Source organism: Companilactobacillus baiquanensis (genome assembly GCF_003946605.1).
Lineage (GTDB): Bacteria > Bacillota > Bacilli > Lactobacillales > Lactobacillaceae > Companilactobacillus > Companilactobacillus baiquanensis.
On the sequence record NZ_RHOQ01000006.1, the window covers coordinates 57,900 to 79,913 of the forward strand.

Annotated in this window: 20 protein-coding genes; 17 read left to right on the top strand and 3 right to left on the bottom strand. The window is 35.4% G+C overall.

Going from position 1 to position 22,014, the window contains the following annotated elements; genetic code table 11:
* Positions 1–2: 2 nt before the first annotated feature.
* Positions 3–857: a DUF368 domain-containing protein gene (locus tag EKM77_RS09245; RefSeq protein WP_125593774.1), complete on the bottom strand. Its 855-nt coding sequence runs from the start codon at positions 855–857 to the stop codon at positions 3–5.
* A gap of 57 nt (positions 858–914) precedes the next feature.
* Positions 915–2,825: an ABC-F family ATP-binding cassette domain-containing protein gene (locus EKM77_RS09250; RefSeq protein ID WP_125593775.1), complete on the bottom strand. Its 1,911-nt coding sequence runs from the start codon at positions 2,823–2,825 to the stop codon at positions 915–917.
* Positions 2,826–2,963: 138 nt separating this feature from the next.
* Between EKM77_RS09250 and EKM77_RS09255 the strand changes: the two genes are divergently transcribed.
* From EKM77_RS09255 to EKM77_RS09270, 4 genes are read left to right on the top strand one after another with little or no spacing between them, the layout of a single operon-like run.
* The gene (locus EKM77_RS09255; RefSeq protein WP_057765983.1) at positions 2,964–3,614 is read left to right on the top strand and encodes a redox-sensing transcriptional repressor Rex; all 651 of its coding nucleotides are present in this window, start codon (positions 2,964–2,966) and stop codon (positions 3,612–3,614) included.
* Between the two features lie 17 nt (positions 3,615–3,631).
* On the top strand, positions 3,632–4,594 hold the full coding sequence (gene manA, locus EKM77_RS09260) for a mannose-6-phosphate isomerase, class I (RefSeq protein ID WP_125593776.1): 963 nt from the start codon (positions 3,632–3,634) through the stop codon (positions 4,592–4,594).
* 58 nt (positions 4,595–4,652) lie between these two features.
* A complete protein-coding gene (locus tag EKM77_RS09265) occupies positions 4,653–5,465 on the top strand; it encodes an alpha/beta fold hydrolase (protein WP_125593777.1) in 813 nt (270 codons plus the stop codon).
* A gap of 56 nt (positions 5,466–5,521) precedes the next feature.
* On the top strand, positions 5,522–6,802 hold the full coding sequence (locus EKM77_RS09270) for a cation:dicarboxylate symporter family transporter (RefSeq protein ID WP_125593778.1): 1,281 nt from the start codon (positions 5,522–5,524) through the stop codon (positions 6,800–6,802).
* Between the two features lie 141 nt (positions 6,803–6,943).
* On the opposite strand, the gene EKM77_RS09275 is transcribed toward EKM77_RS09270, so the two are convergent.
* The gene (locus EKM77_RS09275; RefSeq protein ID WP_225425219.1) at positions 6,944–7,570 is read right to left on the bottom strand and encodes a CPBP family intramembrane glutamic endopeptidase; all 627 of its coding nucleotides are present in this window, start codon (positions 7,568–7,570) and stop codon (positions 6,944–6,946) included.
* Between the two features lie 131 nt (positions 7,571–7,701).
* Here EKM77_RS09275 and groES point away from each other — a divergent pair, with 131 nt between their 5' ends.
* From groES to queA, 13 genes are all read left to right on the top strand, one after another.
* Positions 7,702–7,986 (top strand): co-chaperone GroES, encoded by a 285-nt coding sequence (groES, locus tag EKM77_RS09280; protein WP_125593779.1) that lies wholly within the window; start codon positions 7,702–7,704, stop codon positions 7,984–7,986.
* A gap of 44 nt (positions 7,987–8,030) precedes the next feature.
* Positions 8,031–9,668, top strand: a complete 1,638-nt coding sequence (groL, locus tag EKM77_RS09285) for a chaperonin GroEL (protein ID WP_125593780.1) — start codon at positions 8,031–8,033, stop codon at positions 9,666–9,668.
* A gap of 136 nt (positions 9,669–9,804) precedes the next feature.
* On the top strand, positions 9,805–10,614 hold the full coding sequence (locus EKM77_RS09290; protein WP_164507760.1) for a MerR family transcriptional regulator: 810 nt from the start codon (positions 9,805–9,807) through the stop codon (positions 10,612–10,614).
* A gap of 79 nt (positions 10,615–10,693) precedes the next feature.
* A complete protein-coding gene (locus EKM77_RS09295; protein ID WP_125593782.1) occupies positions 10,694–11,371 on the top strand; it encodes a DUF554 domain-containing protein in 678 nt (225 codons plus the stop codon).
* Positions 11,372–11,436: 65 nt separating this feature from the next.
* Entirely contained in the window at positions 11,437–12,114 is a 678-nt protein-coding gene (locus tag EKM77_RS09300; protein WP_125593783.1) for a DUF554 domain-containing protein, read from the top strand.
* A gap of 109 nt (positions 12,115–12,223) precedes the next feature.
* A complete protein-coding gene (locus EKM77_RS09305) occupies positions 12,224–13,186 on the top strand; it encodes a ketopantoate reductase family protein (protein ID WP_125593784.1) in 963 nt (320 codons plus the stop codon).
* An 81-nt stretch (positions 13,187–13,267) separates the two neighbouring features.
* Complete coding sequence (locus EKM77_RS09310) at positions 13,268–13,810, top strand: SLAP domain-containing protein (RefSeq protein ID WP_125593785.1); 543 nt, start codon at positions 13,268–13,270, stop codon at positions 13,808–13,810.
* A gap of 92 nt (positions 13,811–13,902) precedes the next feature.
* Positions 13,903–14,706, top strand: coding sequence for a TIGR00282 family metallophosphoesterase (locus tag EKM77_RS09315; protein WP_125593786.1), 804 nt, complete (start codon positions 13,903–13,905; stop codon positions 14,704–14,706).
* 12 nt (positions 14,707–14,718) lie between these two features.
* A complete protein-coding gene (mutS, locus tag EKM77_RS09320) occupies positions 14,719–17,334 on the top strand; it encodes a DNA mismatch repair protein MutS (protein WP_125593787.1) in 2,616 nt (871 codons plus the stop codon).
* Between the two features lie 14 nt (positions 17,335–17,348).
* On the top strand, positions 17,349–19,193 hold the full coding sequence (gene mutL / locus EKM77_RS09325) for a DNA mismatch repair endonuclease MutL (protein WP_125593788.1): 1,845 nt from the start codon (positions 17,349–17,351) through the stop codon (positions 19,191–19,193).
* 2 nt (positions 19,194–19,195) lie between these two features.
* Complete coding sequence (ruvA, locus tag EKM77_RS09330; protein ID WP_125593789.1) at positions 19,196–19,786, top strand: Holliday junction branch migration protein RuvA; 591 nt, start codon at positions 19,196–19,198, stop codon at positions 19,784–19,786.
* A 15-nt stretch (positions 19,787–19,801) separates the two neighbouring features.
* Positions 19,802–20,833, top strand: coding sequence for a Holliday junction branch migration DNA helicase RuvB (gene ruvB, locus EKM77_RS09335; RefSeq protein ID WP_125593790.1), 1,032 nt, complete (start codon positions 19,802–19,804; stop codon positions 20,831–20,833).
* Positions 20,834–20,845: 12 nt separating this feature from the next.
* Positions 20,846–21,880, top strand: a complete 1,035-nt coding sequence (gene queA, locus EKM77_RS09340; RefSeq protein ID WP_125593791.1) for a tRNA preQ1(34) S-adenosylmethionine ribosyltransferase-isomerase QueA — start codon at positions 20,846–20,848, stop codon at positions 21,878–21,880.
* Positions 21,881–22,014: the final 134 nt, after the last annotated feature.

Here is a 22,014-nt window from a genome sequence, read left to right on the forward strand (position 1 = left end):
TTTTACTTATATTTATCTTCTAACTTACTCATCCAAAGTCCTAGGATCGTACCTATGATAAACGTAAGGACACTAATTATAATTGTCATACTAGTGATCCCAGCATATGAAATTGTTTCTTCTGCGTATGGATTTGGAATTAAAATCAAAATGGTACTTGCCACCACGATTCCCAGAATAAAATGATAAACTCTCGAATGATGATGTAAAATCAAAAATTCCATTCCTTTAGAAAACAGTAGCATAGCGATGATCCCACCAACAGCAATTGGTAAGAAGACGCCTATAATATCAAAGTCCTTAAATCCTGTAAGCATTGGTGAATACAAACCTAGGATCAATAATAAATTTGAAGGACTTAATCCGGGAACTAAGACTCCAAGCGCTATCAGCATACCCGTAATAACAAAACCAAAGAAGTTTGCTGGAATAGTACCGAATATTTCACTCATGAAGAATAAAAATAATCCTCCTAGAATCAACATGGCCAAGAACCAGCTAATATCAACGAAATCTCTTTTTGATCTAGATGTTGATTCTTTAATAAGTGAAGGTAGTGTACCAAGAATTGCACCGGCAAATCCCCAAAGGACAATTACTTGATAGTGTTCCAGAAGAAATTCTAATGGTTTAGAAAGCAGACCAATTCCTACTATTCCACCTATACCAACTGGTAAAAAATACATAAAATCCTTTTTGAAGTTTTTTCTGAAATGGGCCATAAAGTGTAGTAATCGTTCATAGATCCCTAAAATTGCTGCTAAGACTCCTCCAGAAACTCCGGGTAGAATAAACCCCAAAGCAATAACGACACCTTTGAAAAAGCGGATAAAAAAATTTTCTTGTCTGTTTTTCATTTGCTCTCCTAAATAGTTTGTTCTTAAAATATTATCAAATTGATATGATAATAACAATTAATCATCTAATTCTTCCAACTCGAGAGATTTTTCAGTCCAGGCATCTTCTAATTCACTTTGTTTTGCTTTATTATCGTCTAATTCTTTTTGGAAATCAGCTAGTTTTGTATATGAAGTCAAGTTTTCTTCTTTAGTCATTTCTAATTGAATAGCTGAATTTTTCTCATCTAAATCAGAAATTTCTTTCTCCAATTGCTCAACTTGACGGCGAATTTTTCGTTCTTGTTTTTGTTGATCCTTAGACTTTTGATATTTAACTTTCTTTTCACTCACGGAATGCCCAGATACTGTCTCTTCTTCTTTAGTATCAGTTGTTTTTTCGAGGTAGTAGTCATAATCACCTAGATAGATCGTACTGCCTTTTTCACCAATATCGACGATCCTGTTAGCAAGTGTATTTAACAAGTAACGGTCATGGGATACAAAGAGGACGGTTCCCTCAAAGTTGCTTAAAGCGTCTTCTAGAACTTCCTTACTATCAATGTCCAAATGATTAGTTGGCTCATCCATTACGAGAAAGTTATCATGTTCCATGGATAATTTTGTTAAAGTTAGGCGGGCTTTTTCACCACCAGATAGTCCAGAAATTGGTTTCAATACGTCATCGCCACTGAATAAAAAAGATCCTAAAATGTTACGAATTACTTGTTCATCGAGTAGAGGATGGAGGTCCCAAATTTCGTGAAGTACATCTTTACGTGGGTCCAAATTTGTCAAGTTCTGGTCATAGTAACCGACTTGAACGTTAGCGCCAAATTGGTAAGTACCTTTGATCAAAGGTATCTGATCTAAAATCGATTTTAGAAGAGTTGATTTACCAATTCCGTTAGGACCGATAATACCAATTCGTTCGCCTTTCTTAACATCCAAATTGATTGGTTCAGACATTATTTGGTTATCATAACCAATGGCGGCATCTTTGATCAATAAGACATCGTTACCACTTTCTTTGTCGATCTGAAATGAGAAGTGGGCTGATGCCTGATCTGATCCAGGACGTTCCATAACATCCATCTTTTCCAGCTTTTTACGGCGGCTTTGAGCCATTTTAGTTGTTGAAGCACGGACAATATTCTTCTGGATATATTCTTCAGTTTTCTTGATCTCCGCTTGTTGTTCTTCATAGTGTTTCCATTCCACTTGTTGATTCTTTTTCTTTTCTTGTAAGTAAAATGTGTAGTTACCAGAATAGTGTTTAGAAGAGTGATGGTTGATCTCAACTATTTCATTAACGACTTTATCCAAAAAGTATTGATCATGGGAGATTATTACTAAGGCACCACGATAATTTTTTAAATATCCTTCTAACCATTCGACAGTATTAATGTCCAAATGGTTTGTCGGTTCGTCAAGTAATAGGATATCGTGATGTTCCAAAAGCATTTTCGCCATTGCCAGTCGAGAACGCTCACCACCTGAGAGAGTAGAGATCTTGTCTTGCCATACATCTTCATCAAAGCCGAATCCCTTTAAAACACTACGAATTTCTGATTGGTAGCCATAACCATTTTCTTGTCGAAAAGTATTTTGTAATTGATCGTATTGTTTTAAAATTTGATCATAGTCTTTAGTAGTATTATCGGCGAGTTTTGCTTCAAGTTCATGCATCTGTTCTTCTTGTTTTTTGAGATAAGTAAATATCTTTTCCATCTCATCAAAAATGATGTTATCTCGGTTGAGACCGGAGTCTTGCGCTAAATAGCCAATATTAGTGTCTTTTTTTAAGGCAATATTACCGGCACTATAACTTTCCTGGTCAGAAATTATTTTTAGTAATGTTGATTTACCAACACCATTTCGTCCAACAAGACCGATTCTACTGGTATCTTGTACTTCAAAATTAACATTTTCGAAGAGCTTTTTTGTTCCAAAATTTTTAGTAATATTTTGTGCTTGTAATAAAATCAAGTTAGTTCCCCCTGTACATATTCACAATTTTTCTATTTTTTAATAAAATTTATCTGTTTATAGGCTTAATCTATTGCGTTTTTGCTTAATATTAATTACTATGAATATTAGTGAAATAACGCACATTGGTGGTAAGATATGACAAAAACAACAGTTCCAAACGCAACTATTAAAAGGTTACCTATTTATTATAGGTATTTCCAGTTTTTAAAGGATGAAGGCACGCAAAAAGTTTCCTCAGGCGAATTATCTGAGGGCGTTAAAATTGACAGTGCTACAATAAGGCGTGACTTTTCTTATCTGGGAGCATTAGGTAAGAGAGGATACGGATATGATGTAGATGAGCTTGTCGCCTTCTTCAAAAAATTACTCAATCAAGACAAACGTACTAATGTTGCCTTAGTCGGTGTCGGTAATTTGGGTAATGCCTTATTAAATTATAACTTTGCTAGAACAAATAATGTAAGAATTGCTGCGGCTTTTGATATCGATCAGTCGATCGTTGGTACAGTTAAAAGCGGAGTGCCTGTTTATGATGTCTCTGAGTTAAAAGAACAATTAGATCTACAACAGATCGATGTATGTATTTTAACAGTTTCATCAAATGCAGCACAAGTGACCGCAAATCTTTTAGCCGATGCTGGAGTGAAGGGGATTTTAAACTTTACACCAGTAATTATTAATGTACCAAATAATATTCGTGTACACTATGTTGATTTGGCAAATGAATTACAGACTTTGATCTTCTTCTTGGATCGTGATAAGTCTCTAAATGAAGACGAAGAATAAAATTGGGGGATTCAAACGTGGAACCATTATTTTTAAAACCTGTCTTTCATGAAAAAATGTGGGGAGGTCGTAAGTTAGAAAGATTCAATTACGATTTACCTGCAGGTGATATTGGAGAGTGCTGGGCAATTTCTGGCCATCCCCATGGTCGTTCAGAAGTTGAAAATGGAGAATTTGCAGGACAGTATATTGATGATCTATGGAAAAATCATAGTGAGTTATTCGGTCATCCAGAAGGAAAAGTATTTCCACTGCTGACTAAAATATTGGACGCAGAAGCAAGCCTTTCAGTTCAAGTCCATCCTGACAATGAATATGCTTGGAAGCATGAACATGAACTAGGTAAAACTGAATGCTGGTATATTATCGACGCTGAACCAGGTTCATACTTGATTTATGGTCATAATGCTAAAAATAAGCAAGAATTAGATCAAATGATCGAATCTGGAGACTGGGATGATCTATTAAGAAAAGTCCCTGTTAAGACTGGTGATTTCTTCTATGTCCCAAGTGGGACCGTTCATGCTCTGAATAAGGGTATCATGGCATTAGAAACACAACAAAGCAGTGATACGACATATCGTCTTTATGATTATGATCGTGTTGAAAAGAGCACTGGTAAAAAGCGTGAATTGCATATTCAACAATCAGAAGATACGATCACCGTCCCACACAAAGATCCTAAGCTGGATATTCAAACACAAATAGATGGTAAAAATAAGTTTACAACCTTTGTTCAACCACCTATTTCACCATATTTCTCTGTTTATCGTTGGGAAATTAAAGAACCAGCAACCTTAAAACATAATATTGGTAAATACACTTTGATTTCAGTTATTGATGGAAGTGGTAAAATTTCTGTTGATGGTAAAGATTATGACTTGAAAAAGGGTGTTCATTTGATTGTTCCTGCAACAATTAAGGAATGGACAGTCGATGGAAGTCTTGATATAATTGCCTCTGAATCTGGTGAAAAATAAATCGTTATGAGATTGGGATAATAATTCCAACCTCATTTTTTTGTTAGGAAGCAAAAATATGAAAATTGCAATAAATAATACTGAACTAAGTTATGAAATCGTTGGAACTGGTTTTCCAGTATACTTTTTTCATGGTATGAGTCAGGATTCAACCGGAATGATCGAAAATTATGAACCAGTTATGTCTATGGGAATCAAAAGGATTTACTTAGATTTACCCGGTATGGGTAATTCACAAGATATTTCTTCGGTACATAATTCCGATGATGTTTTAAATTTGGTAATTGAATTCATCGAACAAATTACTGGTGATCAAAAAATTGCCATTTGTGGTCATTCATATGGTGGTTATATTTGTTTAGGTTTGTTAAAGGAACTTGGATCTAAGATCAAGGCTGCTTTTATAACCTGTCCAGTTATTCATGCGAACAAAGAAAACCGTGATATAAGCAAACATAAAAATATTATTCAAGAAGAATTGAATACTGATGATCCAAACTATCAGAAATTTTTAAAGATGGATGTTTTGATCAATCAAAAATCGTGGCAGAATTACCAAAGAGCAATTTTACCTGGATTGAAGAAATATAATATTGAATTTTGGAATCAGATCAAAGCTAGTCATAATTACAGTTTCTCGTTTGAAAAGGAGTTAGTAGCGGATTTAGCCCATAATAAGACTGACGTCATGATTTTGCTAGGCAAAAATGATCAAATAGTTGGTTACAGGGATCAATTGACCTTACTTGACCCAGATAATGAAATTCAAATTTCTGTATTGAATGATTCTGGTCATAATTTATTTACTGATAAAAATCAGTATTTTGAGGAATCCTTTAAAAAATTCTCAAAATCTATTAAAAAAATTTAATTTGATTAGAAATAATCTGCTATAATATAACTCGACGCTTTAAGGGGGCTTCTAAATTGCAAAAGCAAAAGTTTTTTCGGCTTAGTTTAGGCTGGCAAATTATTATTGGTCTGGTTCTAGGTATAGTTTTAGGACAGATTTTTTATCACAATAAGGCAGCCATACAAATAATGCAAAATATTGGTACAATGTTTATTTCATTGATCCAAATGATTGTTTTGCCGATCGTTATTTCGTGTTTGACAGTTGGTATTGCCAACATGGGTGATATTAGGAAACTGGGGCGTATTGGATTAAAAACTTTGATTTATTTTGAAGTTATGACGACTCTAGCTATTATTATTGGTATCTTGGTTGCTAATATCACGCATCCTGGTACATATATCAATATCAATGATCTAAAAGGTTCAAGTATTTCACAATACACAGCCTCCGCTTCAAGTGCTAAACATTCAGGTATTTGGTCAGTATTGATGGGGATCATTCCTACTAATATCTTTGCTGCAATGGGTAAAGGTGACATGCTACCAGTTATTTTCTTCTCAGTTCTCTTTGGACTTGGTACAGCTTCATTAGGTAAACAAGGTAAAATTATTACTGATCTACTAAATGCTGTTGCTAACGTAATGTTTAAAGTAACTAACTGGGTCATGCGTACAGCTCCAATTGGTGTCTGTGCCTTGATCGGTGTAACTGTTGGAGAGATGGGCTTTGAATCATTAAAGCCTTTGGCACTATTTATCTTGATCGCATACGCAACGATGGCTTTCTTTGTTTTCGTTGTTATGTATTTTGTAGGTAGAATTTTTCATGTAAACTTCTTTGAATTATTTAGAATTATTGAAAATGAATTTGTTCTTGCTTTCACGACCGCTAGTTCAGAAGCAGCTTTGCCTAAAATGATGGAAAAGATGCAAGATTATGGGGCAACTAAAGGAATCGTCTCGTTTGTTATCCCAACTGGATATACATTTAACCTCGATGGTTCTGCCATTTATCAATCATTAGCTGCCTTATTCTTGGCTCAGGCATATCACATTAACTTGTCAATTGGTCAACAGATCACTTTAGTGGTTGTCTTGATGCTGACATCTAAGGGTATGGCCGGTGTACCAGGAGCTTCATTCGTTGTTTTACTAGCAACGGTTTCAACGATCGGTGTACCAATGCAAGGATTGACATTTATCGCCGGTATCGACCGTTTGGTTGATATGGGACGTACTGCCGTTAACGTTGTTGGTAATTCACTTGCAACAATTATCATTGCTAAGAGTGAAAATGAGTTCGACGATGAAAAACGGAAAAATTATGTTGCTAATTATAAACGTGGAGATTAGAGAGTGGGACAAAACATGTTCAACTTTCGAGTATTAAAATAAAAGAGCCTATTGATCCAGATTTTGGATCAGTAGGCTCTTTTATTTTAAACGGAAAAAGCTATGTTTTGTCCCACGTTTATGCTGCATATTTTGAAATATCTAACTAAAAAAACTGGCAATAACAACGATAGTATTCATAATTAAATGACTAGCAGCACTGACATAGATGTTTTTTGATTTGTAATAGATAAAGGCAAACCATAATCCCATACCGACGTAAATAATAAAGCGAGTATCTTGGTGCATAAAAGCAAAGAATGCAGCCGAGATGATTGCTGCCCCATAGACATTAGTTAGACTGATCAAATTTGAAAAGAATAGTCTTCTAAAAACTATTTCTTCCATGATAGGTGCGCAGATCAGTACGTAAATAAAATAATATGGATAAGCACTTACTAAAGTTAATAGTTGGGTGGTATTTGCCGATGAGACATTTTTATTTAGAGCCATTTCAAGCAGACTGATAACTATTTGAATAGCCAAAGCGCCAAGTGTTCCAATTATGATCCATTTGAGTTTATCTGAAGTTTCAGTTTTTTTCTCGATAATATTTGGTGAACTTTTTTGTGTTAAGTAAACCATTAAAATTGTTGCCACGATCGCCGCAATCGTGAGGATGATGAAATAGCTGGAACCGGTTACTTTAAGCAGTGTTAGGACCGATCCTGTAAAAAGTAACAGTATATAAATCAAGAGTGTTGAAAATTGATTTTTGAAATAAGTCATATGTTCTCCTTAATTTTTTTGAATGTAAATACTTGCATGTTTACAAGAAAATGTTAATATTAAACATGTGATTAGCACAAGAAGAGATCGAGTGCTAAAGTTAAAAATTTTAATCATCGGAGGGATTCAAATTGTTAAAACCACTTGGAGACAGAGTTATTGTAACAGTCGATAAAGAAGAAGAGAAGACAGTTGGCGGCATTGTTTTAGCTAACAACGCTAAGGAAAAGCCACAAACAGCAGAAGTAGTTGCCGTAGGTGCAGGAGCCGTAACAGAAGATGGAAAGAAGTTACCAATGAGTATTAAAGTTGGCGACAAGATTCTCTTTGATAAGTATGCTGGTTCAAACGTTAAATATGATGACAATGAATATTTAATCCTTCATGAAAAAGATGTCATGGCAATCGTTGAATAAATAAATATTATAAAGAATTTTAAATGATAATTGGAGTGTGAATAATGGCTAAAGAAATTAAATTTTCAGAAGATGCACGTTCAAAGATGTTGGACGGTGTTAACAAGCTTGCTGACACAGTTAAAACAACTATCGGACCTAAGGGTAGAAATGTTGTTCTAGAAAAGAGTTACGGTTCACCAGAGATCACAAATGATGGTGTTACTATTGCTAAGAGTATTGAATTAGAAGATCACTTTGAAAACATGGGTGCTAAACTTGTTTCTGAAGTTGCTTCAAAGACAAATGATATTGCCGGTGATGGTACTACTACAGCTACTGTATTAGCCCAAGCAATCATCAAAGAAGGTATGAAGAACGTTACTGCTGGTGCCAACCCTGTCGGAATTAGAACAGGTATTGAGAAGGCTACTAAAGCAGCTGTGGATGAATTACACAAGGTATCACATAAAGTTTCTGGTAAATCAGATATTGCCCAAGTAGCATCAGTTTCTTCAGCTAGTGAAGAAACAGGTAAGTTGATTGCCGACGCTATGGAAAAAGTTGGTAACGATGGTGTTATCACGATCGAAGAATCAAAGGGTATTGATACAACACTTGATGTTGTTGAAGGTATGCAATTCGATCGTGGATATATTTCACAATACATGGTTACTGATAACGATAAGATGGAAGCTGATCTTGATAACCCATACATCTTAGTAACTGATAAGAAGATCTCAAATATCCAAGACATTTTGCCATTACTACAACAAATTGTTCAACAAGGTAAAGCATTGTTGATCATTGCTGACGATATTGATGGTGAAGCTCTACCAACACTTGTTTTGAACAAGATCCGTGGAACATTCAATGTTGTTGCTGTTAAGGCTCCTGGTTTTGGTGATCGTCGTAAGGAACAATTACAAGATATCGCTACATTAACAGGTGCTAAAGTTATTACTTCTGATCTTGGACTTGAACTAAAAGACACAACAATGGATCAATTAGGTCAAGCTGGTAAGGTTACAGTTACAAAGGATAACACAACAATCGTCGAAGGTTCTGGCGATAAGGATGCCATCAGCGAACGTGTTGATACGATCAAGAAACAAATTGCTGAATCAACATCTGATTTTGACCGTGAGAAGTTGCAAGAACGTCTTGCTAAACTTGCTGGTGGTGTTGCCGTTGTTAAAGTCGGTGCCGCTACTGAAACAGAATTAAAAGAACGTAAATATAGAATTGAAGATGCTCTAAATGCCACACGTGCTGCCGTTGAAGAAGGCTATGTTGCTGGTGGTGGTACAGCATTCCTAGATATCATCGATTCAGTTAAGGCTGTTAAGGGTGAAGGCGATGTTCAAACAGGTATCAACATCGTTGTTAGAGCTCTTGAAGAACCAGTTCGTCAAATCGCTGAAAATGCTGGTCTTGAAGGTTCAGTTATTGTTGAACATATGAAGGGTGAAAAGCCTGAAGTAGGTTACAATGCTGCAACTGACAAGTGGGAAAACATGGTTGAAGCCGGAATCATCGACCCAACTAAGGTTTCACGTTCTGCATTGCAAAATGCTGCCAGTGTTGCTGCTCTATTGTTGACAACAGAAGCCGTCGTTGCTGACAAACCTGATAAGAATGCACCTGCTGCACCAGCAGCTGGTGCCGGTGCTGGCGCACCTGGTATGGGCGGTATGATGTAAAATCATTTCGCTTCAATGAAATAAAACTAAGTTTCAAAAATAAACCATTAATTAGACAATTAATAACCATCCCTATACCAACTAGGGATGGTTATTTTTTATGTTAAGATGAAATAAAATGCTTGAGGTTATATTTATGGATCAATTATTTACTATCGGACAATTATCTAAATTATATGATATTAAAATACCAACACTACGCTATTACGATGATGTTGGTATTTTGAAACCAGCTAAAGTTGATCCGGAATCTCATTATAGATACTACTCTACTGAAGAATTTGAACGATTAAACGTCATTAAATACTTACGTGCACTTGATATTCCAATTAATGATATTAAGAACTTTTTTGATGCACGTGATATTTCAACTTTAGAGAACTTGTTAGAAAAACAAAAATCTCAAGTAGAACAACAGATGAAAACTTTGCAGGCTGTGAATGGTCGGATAACATCCAGACTAAAACAAGTTAGAGATGCCAAAAATTCTGTTTTAGGTAAAATAGAATACTTAAATTTACCAGAAACTCCCATTGTCTATCTAAGAAGTGACTATCAATTAGGTGAAGATATTGAGGTTCCTTTGACAGCACTGCGGAGAAAATACGGATTGGATCAAGCTATTTTTTTGGGAAAAATTGCCTTATCAATAAGTAAACAAAATATTTTGAATAATAAATTTGATCAATATAGTGGCATTCTAATGATTTTAGAATCTGGTGATGAGAGAGAAGCTACTTCATTTTTGCCCCAAGGCTCATATTTAAGAATTAGATTTCATGGTACACATGAAGATTCAGCAGAATCTTATCGTCAGCTTATAGCTTATTGTCAGGAACATCTGCTGACGATTATTGATGATGCAATTGAGATTACTTTGATCGATTACGGTATTACGAATGATTTTGATAAATATGTTACTGAAATAAGACTTCCGGTAAGATAGTTACCAAACATTATTGACCCTCTAGTTACTAGATAGTTTATATTTACATTGTAATCGCTTACATATAAGGAGAGAAATAATGATCGGGACATTATTTAATGTGGTAATGATTATTGGGGGCAGTATTTTAGGTAAATTATTCCATAATGGAATCAAGCTAGAATATCAGCGAATACTTACACATGGTTTGGGGTTATCAGCATTAGCAGTCGGGATCAATGCAATCGTTGAGTATATGCCCAAAAGTCATTACCCAGTTTTATTTATCGTCAGTTTGTCAGTTGGTGGAGTGATTGGAGAGTGGATCAATTTACAAAAACGGTTTGATGATTTTGTGGGGAAATTTTCAAAAGGCAACTTGGCTGAAGGGTTAGCGACAGCTATTTTACTTTATTGTATTGGTTCATTATCGATACTCGGTCCAATTCAAGAGGCACTTGAACATGATATGACATTTTTATTAACTAATGGCATTTTAGATGGAATCACTTCCGTTGTCTTGGCATCGACTTTTGGGATCGGAATCGCTTTTTCTGCCATAGCCGTATTTGTTTGGCAAGGGAGTATTTACGGGATCGCTTTATTATTACAAAATTCAATCAACAACGATATGATCACAGAATTAACAATTGTTGGGGGAATTTTAATTATTGCTTCAGGACTTGGTTTATTGGAAATTAAGAAAATCAATGTTGTCAATTTATTACCGTCATTGATTATTCCAATTTTAGTAGTATTAGTAATGCAGTTTTTTTAAATTTTTATTGACCCTCTAGTAACATGAGAGTTTATATTAGTCATATTTACATAGGGGGCATAAATATGATTGGAACGATTTTTAACGTATCAATGATTTTAATAGGAAGTATTATTGGCAGGTTTTTGCATAAAGGAATGAAGCCTGAGTTTCAGAATATCTTAACGCAAGGACTTGGCTTAGCGGCGATGGTGATCGGAATCAATGCAGTAGTTCAGCATATGTCAAAGAGTCATTATCCAGTATTATTTATCGTCAGTTTAGCGATTGGCGGTTTATTTGGACAGTGGATCGATCTGCAATCTCGTTTTGACAAATTAGTTGGAAAATTTTCAGGAGGTAACTTAGCTGAAGGTTTAGCAACAGCTATTTTATTATATTGTATTGGTTCGCTGTCAATTTTAGGACCGATCGAAGCTGCCTTAAAACATGACTATACGTTTTTGTTTACTAATGGGATGCTGGACGGTATAACCTCGATCGTTTTGGCATCAACTTTTGGTTTAGGGATCGCCTTTGCTGCAGTTGCAGTTTTATTGTGGCAGGGAAGTATTTATATGATCGCTTTATTTTTTCAAAGCGCATTAAATAATAATATGATCAATGAATTAACTATCGTTGGGGGAATTTTGATTTTAGCATCGGGATTAGGATTATTAGAGATCAAAAAAATTAGTGTCTTAAATTTATTGCCTTCACTATTTGTTCCCGTTATTGCAATTTTTTTACTAAACTTATTTTAATTTTAGGAAGTTGTCATTATAGATTATATTTGCTAAATATTAACAACTATTGACATTAATTAGAAAGTATCTAATAATACTGTAAACACGTCAATGGAGGTAATTATTTATGAAATATACAGTATTAGGTGCAGGTGCAATGGGATTAAGATACGGAATTCTATTACAAGAAGCCGGTTTTGAGGTTGATTTTGTTGATATTTGGGACAAGCAGATTGCAGCTGTCAAACAACAAAATGGGGTCTTTGTATCAAGAGACGGTGCCAATAAACATCTAGTGCCAATTAATATTTCGTCTCCAGAAGATTATCAAGGAGATCCAGATGTTTGGATCGTATTTACTAAGCAGATGCAGTTGGCAGATGCCTTAAAACGTAGTCAGCATTTATTTAATGACAAACAATATGTCGTTACTGCTATGAATGGTATGGGTCATATTGAAAAATTAAACCAATATTTTGATTCTAATAAAGTTATCAGCGGAACTGCCATGATAGCGACTGTTTTAAATGGACCTGGAGATGTTGATTTTATGGGTGCATCTGGAGCTGGTAGTATGAATGTTGTTAATCAGAATGAAAAACCAGATGAAATGACTAAAAAGATCGTCGAAGAATTTTCTAAAGCAAATTTGAATCCTAAATTGACAACTAATTTTCAAGGTACTTTAATGGCAAAAGTTATCTTAAATTCAGTCTGCAATACACTCTGTACAATGTTTGGTATCAAGATGGGTGAATTCATTCAGGCGCCAACCGCTGAAAAATTAAGCAAACAGTTAATTGATGAAGCTTTTGATGTTTGTGAGCGAGCTGGAATTACTCTTTTGAATACTAGAGAACAAGAATGGCAGGCAATAAAATATGCTAGTACTACAGCAATGCCGCTGCATTTTCCATCAATGTATCAAGATATGGATAAGAATCGTCCAACAGAAGTTGACTATATCAATGGCTATATCTATGATCTTGGTTTGAAATATCACTATGAAGCTTCAACACATGATTTCTTGCGTAATTTGGTTCATCTGGCAGAATTTTCAAAGGATTTTGATCCAAAAAGTTTATTGTAATTTTTATGTAAACATATTGTAAACAAGTGTTTAAATTTGGGGGTACGTGTTAGGATGGAGTTATATTAGGAGGGAATCATTATGAAAAAAAGTCTATTATGCGGTATTGCAATTGTATCTGCCTTAGCTATGGGGACAACGGCGGTTCAAGCTTCTGATACAACAGATAATGGTGATTATGCAATAACAGATGAGAATGGTAACAGTATTACCAATACCCTAGATCTTGATAACTTCGGAGTAACTGTAACTTCTAATTCAGCACAGTTATATGATATTAATGGTAATGAAATCTCTGCAAGTTTAAACGAAGGCACATCTTGGCAAACGGATAATGAGCGTTATATTGACGGTACAGTTTATTATCGTGTATCAACTGATGGATATGTAAATAGCAGTGACGTGTATCTATACAAACCTATCAATGAAGTAATTCAAGCAGTGGGCGATAAACCGGTTGTTCTTTACAACAATCAAGGTCAATTGATAAAAAATTCTAATCGTGCTTTAGCACCGGGTTCAACATGGAGGACTGATCGAATCATTACAGTTGATCACATAAGTTATTATCGTGTTTCAACTAATGAATTTGCGGTCCTATCTGATATTTCACTCGTAAACTAATTAAAAGTCTTGGGGATAAGAATCCTCAAGGCTTTTTAAATTTTAGCAATATTGATACAATATCATAGGTAAAGATGGGGGAATTTTATATAATGAAAATACTTTTCGTTGGGGATGTCGTTGGCAAGATCGGTCTCAAATCTGTGGAAACTTATTTGCCAGAAATCAAGCAGAAGGTTAAACCACAATTAACGATCGTTAATGGTGAAAATGCTAATGGTGGTAAAGGAATCAAAGTTGAGGACTACCAAAGGATCCAAGTGGCCGGTGCCGACGTCGTATCTGGTGGTAATCATATTTGGGATAAACGTGAAGTGCTAGATTTCATTGATGATCCTAAGAAGAGTATTCTACGTCCATACAATTTTTCTGGTAATGATGTTCCTGGACGTGGTGTAATTGAGAAAAAAGTCAATCAGAAAAAAGTTTATATCATTAACATGCAAGGAACAGCTTTGATGCAGCCTTTGGATAATCCATTTCTTGCTTTTGACAAATTACTGCCTACTTTAGATAAAGATGCAGTTAAGTTCGTTGATTTCCATGCCGAGACAACTAGTGAAAAGATCGCGACAGCTAAATATTTAACGGGTCGTGTTGCAGCCGTTGTGGGTACGCATACTCATGTTCAAACCAATGATGCTCGGGTATTTGACAAGAAAACAGCATATTTAACTGATGTTGGTATGACTGGTTCATATGATGGAATCCTTGGGGTTAAAGATGAACCGATCATCACACGTTTCTTAACACAACGTCCAACTAAGTTTGATGTTGATGAAGATGGTCGTATGCAAATTGGCTTTTGTGTGATCGATATTAATGATCAAACTAACTATGCGCGTAGTATTAAAAATTATGTAATTAATCCTGACAATCAAAAATTTTTAAATTAGTGGAGGAAATAGATGCCACAAAAAACTAAAGAGACTCCTATGATGCAACAGTATCTTGATATGAAAGATGAATATCCGGATGCTTTTTTGTTTTATCGTGTGGGAGATTTCTATGAAATGTTTTATGATGACGCTGTAAAAGGTTCGCAGATATTGGAACTGACTTTAACGTCACGTAATAAAAAAGCCGATGACAGTATTCCAATGTGTGGAGTACCTCATAAGGCTGTACAAAGTTATATCGATATTTTAGTTGATAAAGGTTATAAAGTAGCCATTTGTGATCAACTAGAGAATCCGCAAGATGCTGATGGAATGGTCAAACGAGGGATAACTCGTGTGGTTACTCCAGGAACGGTCATGGATGAATCAGCCAATCAAGCAACTGAAAACAACTATATTACAGCTATTGGTCATGTTAAAGATCAGTTTGGTTTGGCATATGCAGACTTATCAACAGGTGAAGTCAAAGTAACTGTGGTTAACAATTCAATTGATCTGATCAACGAGTTACAAAACCTTAATACTAAAGAATGTGTCGTCTTCAATGATTTATCTAAGAAATACCTTGAACCGATCCAAAAAATTGGCATACTAATTTCAACGATTGAAGAAATTGATAATAATTTTGATTATGATTTCAGTAATATTTCTGATGACTTAGAAGTTAGTACCGTAAAAATTCTTATATCATATTTAATTGAGACACAGATGAGATCTCTTGATCATTTAAAGCCGGCAGAAACTTATGAAACAACCGCTTATTTGTCCATGGATCACACAGCTCAAAGCAATTTGGAATTATTCAAGAATTTACGAACTAATAAAAAATCTGGAACATTATTATGGCTTTTAGATGAAACTAAAACCGCCATGGGTGGTCGCCTTTTGAAACAATGGTTATCACGTCCTTTGATCAGTCAAAACACACTAGAACACAGACAACATATAGTGGATGTCTTTTTACAAAATTACTTCCAGCGTTCATCATTTCAAGATTATTTAACTAAAGTATATGACTTGGAACGTTTGGCAGGACGAATTGCCTATGGAACAGTTAATGGACGTGATCTAGTTCAACTAAAGACTTCATTAGAACAAGTGCCAATGATCAAACAGATTTTGTTGGATATTGGTGATTATGATCTGGATTCATATGTAGAAAAAATCGACGACGTTAATGATGTCTATTCATTGATCGACAAAGCTATTAGTGATGAACCACCGATTTCAGTGACTGGTGGCGGATTGATCAAGCAAGGCTACAATGAACAACTAGATAAATATATTGATGCTTCTAAAAATGGTAAGCAGTGGATGGCAAGTCTGCGGGCCAAAGAACAAGAAGTAACCGGGATCAGTAATTTAAAGATTGGCTACAATAAGGTTTTTGGTTACTATATTGAAGTCACAAAATCCAATGTCGATAAAGTCCCCGAAGGTCGTTATCAAAGAAAGCAGACCTTAACTAATGCCGAAAGATATATCACACCCGAGTTAAAAGAAAAAGAGAGCTTGATTCTTGAGGCCGAAGAAAAATCTCAAGCACTGGAATATCATTTGTTTGATGAAATTAGAACTAAGATCAAACAACAGATTAGAAGAATCCAAAATTTAGCGAATATTTTGTCACAACTCGATGTTTTACAAAGTTTTGCAGTAGTCAGTGAAACTTATCATTATGTAAAACCAACCTTTACGAAAGGTCATGAACTGAAAATTGTAAATGGTCGCCATCCAGTTGTGGAAAAAGTTTTAAGTAACAACAGTTATATTCCCAATGACGTTACTTTTGATAGTAATACAGATATTTTGTTAATAACTGGGCCCAATATGTCTGGTAAGAGTACCTACATGAGACAGATGGCACTAACCGTTATTATGGGTCAAGTGGGATGTTTTGTTCCAGCTGAAAAAGCAGAGTTGCCGATCTTTGATCATATCTTTACAAGAATTGGTGCCGCCGATGATCTTATTTCTGGTGATAGTACCTTCATGGTTGAGATGCGTGAAGCTAATGACGCGTTGAAAAATGCAACTGAAAATAGTTTGATAATCTTTGATGAAATAGGTCGTGGAACGGCAACTTATGACGGAATGGCGCTCGCTCAAGCAATTATTGAATATATTGATAAAAATGTTAAAGCCATGACGATGTTTTCAACTCACTATCATGAATTGACAGAGTTAGAATCACAGTTGCCAGGAGTTAAAAACGTTCACGTGGATGCCTCTGAAGAAAATGGCACTTTGGTTTTCTTGCATAAAGTTTTACCAGGTCCAGCAGATAAGTCATATGGTATCCATGTCGCTAAATTGGCCGGTTTACCAAATGAGGTCCTCACACGTGCCGATACAATTTTAAGTAGTCTAGAAGATACCGCTCCTAAAGAAATCAAGGTTGAACCAACGAACAGTGTAGAACAAGAAACAAAATCAATTAAAATCAGTGAACCAGAACCTGAATCACAGTTATCACTGTTCCCAGAATTAGAACAAAAGCCTAAAGCAAAACTTAATAAGGGTGAACAAAAAGTTGTTAATGAATTGCAAAAACAAGATTTAATGAGTGTCACGCCAATTGATGCTATTAACTTATTATATAAATGGCAAAAAGAACTTAAATAAAGAAGGTGGAATATTTGGGGTTGATTCATGAATTGCCAGTGGAATTGAGTAATCAAATCGCGGCAGGTGAAGTAATTGAACGTCCAGCATCTGTTGTGAAAGAATTAGTGGAAAATGCTATTGATGCCAAAGCTACACAAGTTTTGATCACAGTTCATCAATCTGGTTTACGCTCAATTGAAATTAATGATAATGGTGTAGGCATTGCCGCTGATGATGTGGAAATCGCTTTTCAACCTCATACCACTAGTAAAATATCCACGGATCATGATCTATTCAATGTTAAAACTTTAGGATTTCGTGGTGAGGCTTTAGCAAGTATTGCTTCAGTTTCAAAGCTAACTGTAGTTACAAGCGTTGACGGAAAATCAGCTGTAAAAGCGGAATTTTCAGGAAATAGTTTATTAAAAAAAGAGACTCATGCACGTTCAAAAGGGACTACGATCACAGTTGAAGATTTATTTTTCAATACTCCAGCAAGGTTGAAATACGTTAAATCTCTTCATACCGAGCTGAATAAAATCGTTGATATTGTAGACCGTTTAGCTATGGGACATCCAGAAATTTCATTTAGACTGATTCACGAAGGTAAGGACTTAGTATGGACTTCTGGTAATGATAATTTACAACAGACAATAGCGGGGATTTATGGACGAACGATCGCTAGTCATATGTACGCTTTTGAAAATAGTGATGCTGATTATCAAATTAAAGGTTTCTTTTCAAAACCTGACACTACTCGATCCAATCGATCGTATATTTCTTTGATTTTAAATGGTCGCTATATTAGAAATTATCAGTTAGCCAATGCAGTTATCAGAGGATATGGTTCAAAACTTATGATCGGTCGTTTTCCAATTGCTGTGATCGATATTACGCTAGACCCAAGTTTAGTCGATATTAATGTTCATCCTACTAAACAAGAAGTTAGATTAACTAATGAAGGTCACATTGGCGATCTTATAAGTGAAGGTATCAGACAAAAGCTTTCAACTAAGAATTTAATTCCCGATGCTGTGAAGAATTTAGAGCGGAAAACAACCGTTGATCAAGTTGAAAAGCCAGAACAAATAAGTTTTGACGACTTATCAATGGTTGATCATATTAGTGAACCTGATCCCAAACCAATTGTTAACGATGAGACTTCAATTGACGAATTAAGAGCACATCCAATTTTTGATGATCCAAAACATTTAAGTGCTTGGGATAAACGATTAAAGGAAGAGACAAAGCCAACTGATTCAGATTCTTCTTTTCCAGAATTACATTATATTGGACAAATTCATGGAACTTATCTGGTGGCTGAAAGTCCCGAAGGATTTTATTTAGTTGATCAGCATGCGGCACAAGAGCGAGTCAATTATGAATATTATCGTCAAAAAATTGGTGAAGTGGCGGCTGATCAGCAACGATTGTTAGTGCCGATCGTCTTGGACTATCCAAACTCTGAAAGTATTTTGATCCGTGAAAAAAAGCCTGTTTTGGAAAGTATTGGTCTGTATTTAGATGACTTTGGTCAAAATAGTTTTGTCGTTAATACCCATCCGACTTGGTTTGTCGCCGGTCAAGAGGAGTCAACGATTCGAGAAATGATCGATTATGTGTTAAATGATTCCAAGATTTCTGTGGCTGCTTTTAGAGAGAAAAATGCCATCATGATGAGTTGTAAACGTGCGATAAAAGCTAATCAACATTTGGATGATAAACAAGCAGCTTTCTTGTTGCAAAATTTATCTAAGGCAGAAAATCCATATAATTGTCCACATGGAAGACCAGTATTGATAGAATTTAGTAATAGAGATTTAGAAAAAATGTTTAAGCGAATTCAAGACTCGCATGACACAAGAGAAAGTGAATAATAATGTTTGAATACTTAAATGGAATAATTACCGAAGTCGATCCGGCCTATGTAGTGGTTGATGTTAGTGGAGTTGGATATAAGGTTCAAGTTGCTAATCCGTATCGCTATCAACAAGATGAAGAAACTAAGATCTATGTTGAACAAATTGTCCGTGATAATGAGCAGTCATTATATGGATTTTATGATTTAAATGAAAAACGGATCTTTCTTAATTTGATCAGTGTTTCTGGAATTGGACCTAAGAGTGCCTTAGCAATTTTAGCAGGGCAAGATTTGAAGGGACTTATTTCGGCAATTGAAAATAATGACGTGAAATTTTTGACAAGATTTCCTAAAATAGGTAAGAAAACTGCTCAACAAATTGTTTTAGATCTAAGTGGCAAGTTTACTACTCAAGGTCAAATGACCTTAGGCGAAGAACCGGTAGCATTTAGTTCTGGCAATAAGGAACTAGAAGATGGGATGTTAGCTTTAGAGTCATTGGGTTATACTGCTCGTGATATAAGTAAAATAAAACCTAAGCTACAAAAAGAAACACTTGATTCAGCGGATGCTTATTTGAGAGCTGGATTAAAATTATTAACAAAATAGAAGGGAGGATAATTAATGGATAATAATGATAACGAAAATGATCGTTTAACCGATGCTGATTCATTAGATGACATTGAAGATATTGTTGAACAAACATTACGTCCAACCACTTTTGACCAATACTTAGGTCAAGAAAAAGCCAAAAAAGAATTAGATGTTTACATTAAGGCAGCTAAACAAAGACAACAAACACTTGATCACGTTTTACTTTACGGACCTCCAGGGTTAGGTAAAACAACGTTAGCGATGATCATTGCTAATGAGATGGGTGTAAATATTCATACTACAACTGGTCCGTCGATTGAAAAATCAGGAGATCTCGTTGCAGTTTTAGATGAACTTTCACCAGGGGATGTGCTTTTTATTGATGAAATTCATCGTATGCCACGTTCAGTAGAAGAAGTTCTCTATTCAGCTATGGAAGATTTTTATATTGATATTATTGTTGGACAAGGAACAGAAGCACGTTCACTTCACCATGAGTTAGTTCCTTATACTTTGATAGGAGCAACTACTACGGCTGGTAAGTTATCAGCACCATTGCGAGATAGATTTGGAATTGTCGAGCATATGGAGTATTATTCAGAAGCTGAGTTATCAAAGATTGTTTTTAGATCAGCAAATGTTTTGAATATCAATGTTGATGAGGAAGGTGCTCATGAAATCGCTAGAAGATCTCGTGGAACGCCTAGAATTGCCAACCGTTTACTAAAACGTGTCCGTGACTTTGCACAAGTTGCAGGCAAAGATATGATAGATTATGATATCGCTGAATCAGCTTTAAACCAGTTACAAGTCGATGATGCTGGACTTGATCGATTAGATAGAAAAATTTTATCTATGATGATCGAATTATATAACGGCGGACCACTTGGAATTAAAGTTATAGCTGCTAATATTGGTGAGGATCAAGAAACAATTGAATCGGTATATGAACCATATTTAATGCAAAAGGGATTTTTGAAACGGACTGCTAGAGGACGAATCGTAACTCGTAAAGGCTACGAACATCTTGGCTATACGTATCCTGATAAGAAGAACGATTAAGGAGAATTAAGAATGACACTAACAACTGAGGATTTTGACTACAATTTGCCAGAAGAACTAATTGCACAAACACCAATTAAGGATCGTGACCACTCACGTTTATTAGTTTTGGATCATGAAACAGGCAAGTATGAAGATAAGCATTTTTATGACATTTTAGACTATCTAAATCCAGGGGATGCTCTGGTTATGAATAATTCTCGTGTCTTACCCGCTAGATTATACGGAACAAAAGAAGACACTGATGGTCATGAAGAAGTATTGCTTTTGAACAATATTGAGGGCGACAAGTGGGAAGTTTTGATGAAACCAGCCCGTCGTGCCAAAGTCGGTACTAAAGTTCAATTTGGTGACGGTCAACTAGAAGCTACTGTCTTAGAGGAATTAGAACATGGTGGCAAAATTATTGAATTTAATTATGAAGGAATTTTTCTAGAAATTTTGGAGAAATTAGGAGAAATGCCTTTACCTCCATATATTAAAGAAAAGCTAGACGATCCTGATCGTTATCAGACCGTTTATGCTAAAGAAAATGGTTCAGCAGCAGCACCAACAGCTGGCTTGCATTGGACAAAAGATCTGCTAGAAAAAGTTCAAGAAAAAGGTATTAAGTTAGTATATTTAACCTTACACGTTGGTTTGGGAACTTTTAGACCAGTCACAGAATCAGACATCAGTAAGCACGTAATGCATTCAGAATTTTATCGTTTAGACGAAGAATCAGCCAAAACATTGAATGAAGTTCGTAAAAATGGTGGAAAGATAGTAGCAACAGGAACAACCTCGATCCGTACATTGGAGACGATCGGAACTAAGTTTGATGGTGAAATCAAACCAGATAGCGGTTGGACAGATATCTTTATCAAACCAGGTTATGAATGGAAAGTAGTCGATGAATTTATCACAAACTTCCATTTACCAAAGTCAACCTTAGTAATGTTAGTAGCAGCCTTTACCGGTCGTGAAAATATTTTAAATGCATATGAACATGCTATTGAAGAGAAGTATCGTTTCTTTAGTTTTGGAGATGCAATGTTTATTAAGTAGAGAGCAAATCAAGCCGGTTATCTCCCGAGCATTACCTAGAATACGTCATGGGTCGCAAAGCGACACAGGACGTATTCGTAGTAAGCACAGGGAGATGGCTTGATTTGCTCGTTTCAAAATACGAGCAGAGAAAA

Excerpts from the sequence above, each read along its gene's own strand:
- EKM77_RS09245 (WP_125593774.1), bottom strand. The coding sequence starts at position 857 with ATGAAAAACAGACAAGAAAATTTTTTTATCCGCTTTTTCAAAGGTGTC.
- EKM77_RS09255 (WP_057765983.1), top strand. The coding sequence starts at position 2,964 with ATGACAAAAACAACAGTTCCAAACGCAACTATTAAAAGGTTACCTATT.
- EKM77_RS09265 (WP_125593777.1), top strand. The coding sequence starts at position 4,653 with ATGAAAATTGCAATAAATAATACTGAACTAAGTTATGAAATCGTTGGA.
- EKM77_RS09275 (WP_225425219.1), bottom strand. The coding sequence starts at position 7,570 with ATGACTTATTTCAAAAATCAATTTTCAACACTCTTGATTTATATACTG.
- groL (WP_125593780.1), top strand. The coding sequence starts at position 8,031 with ATGGCTAAAGAAATTAAATTTTCAGAAGATGCACGTTCAAAGATGTTG.
- EKM77_RS09290 (WP_164507760.1), top strand. The coding sequence starts at position 9,805 with ATGGATCAATTATTTACTATCGGACAATTATCTAAATTATATGATATT.
- EKM77_RS09295 (WP_125593782.1), top strand. The coding sequence starts at position 10,694 with ATGATCGGGACATTATTTAATGTGGTAATGATTATTGGGGGCAGTATT.
- EKM77_RS09300 (WP_125593783.1), top strand. The coding sequence starts at position 11,437 with ATGATTGGAACGATTTTTAACGTATCAATGATTTTAATAGGAAGTATT.
- EKM77_RS09305 (WP_125593784.1), top strand. The coding sequence starts at position 12,224 with ATGAAATATACAGTATTAGGTGCAGGTGCAATGGGATTAAGATACGGA.
- EKM77_RS09310 (WP_125593785.1), top strand. The coding sequence starts at position 13,268 with ATGAAAAAAAGTCTATTATGCGGTATTGCAATTGTATCTGCCTTAGCT.
- EKM77_RS09315 (WP_125593786.1), top strand. The coding sequence starts at position 13,903 with ATGAAAATACTTTTCGTTGGGGATGTCGTTGGCAAGATCGGTCTCAAA.
- mutS (WP_125593787.1), top strand. The coding sequence starts at position 14,719 with ATGCCACAAAAAACTAAAGAGACTCCTATGATGCAACAGTATCTTGAT.
- ruvA (WP_125593789.1), top strand. The coding sequence starts at position 19,196 with ATGTTTGAATACTTAAATGGAATAATTACCGAAGTCGATCCGGCCTAT.
- ruvB (WP_125593790.1), top strand. The coding sequence starts at position 19,802 with ATGGATAATAATGATAACGAAAATGATCGTTTAACCGATGCTGATTCA.
- queA (WP_125593791.1), top strand. The coding sequence starts at position 20,846 with ATGACACTAACAACTGAGGATTTTGACTACAATTTGCCAGAAGAACTA.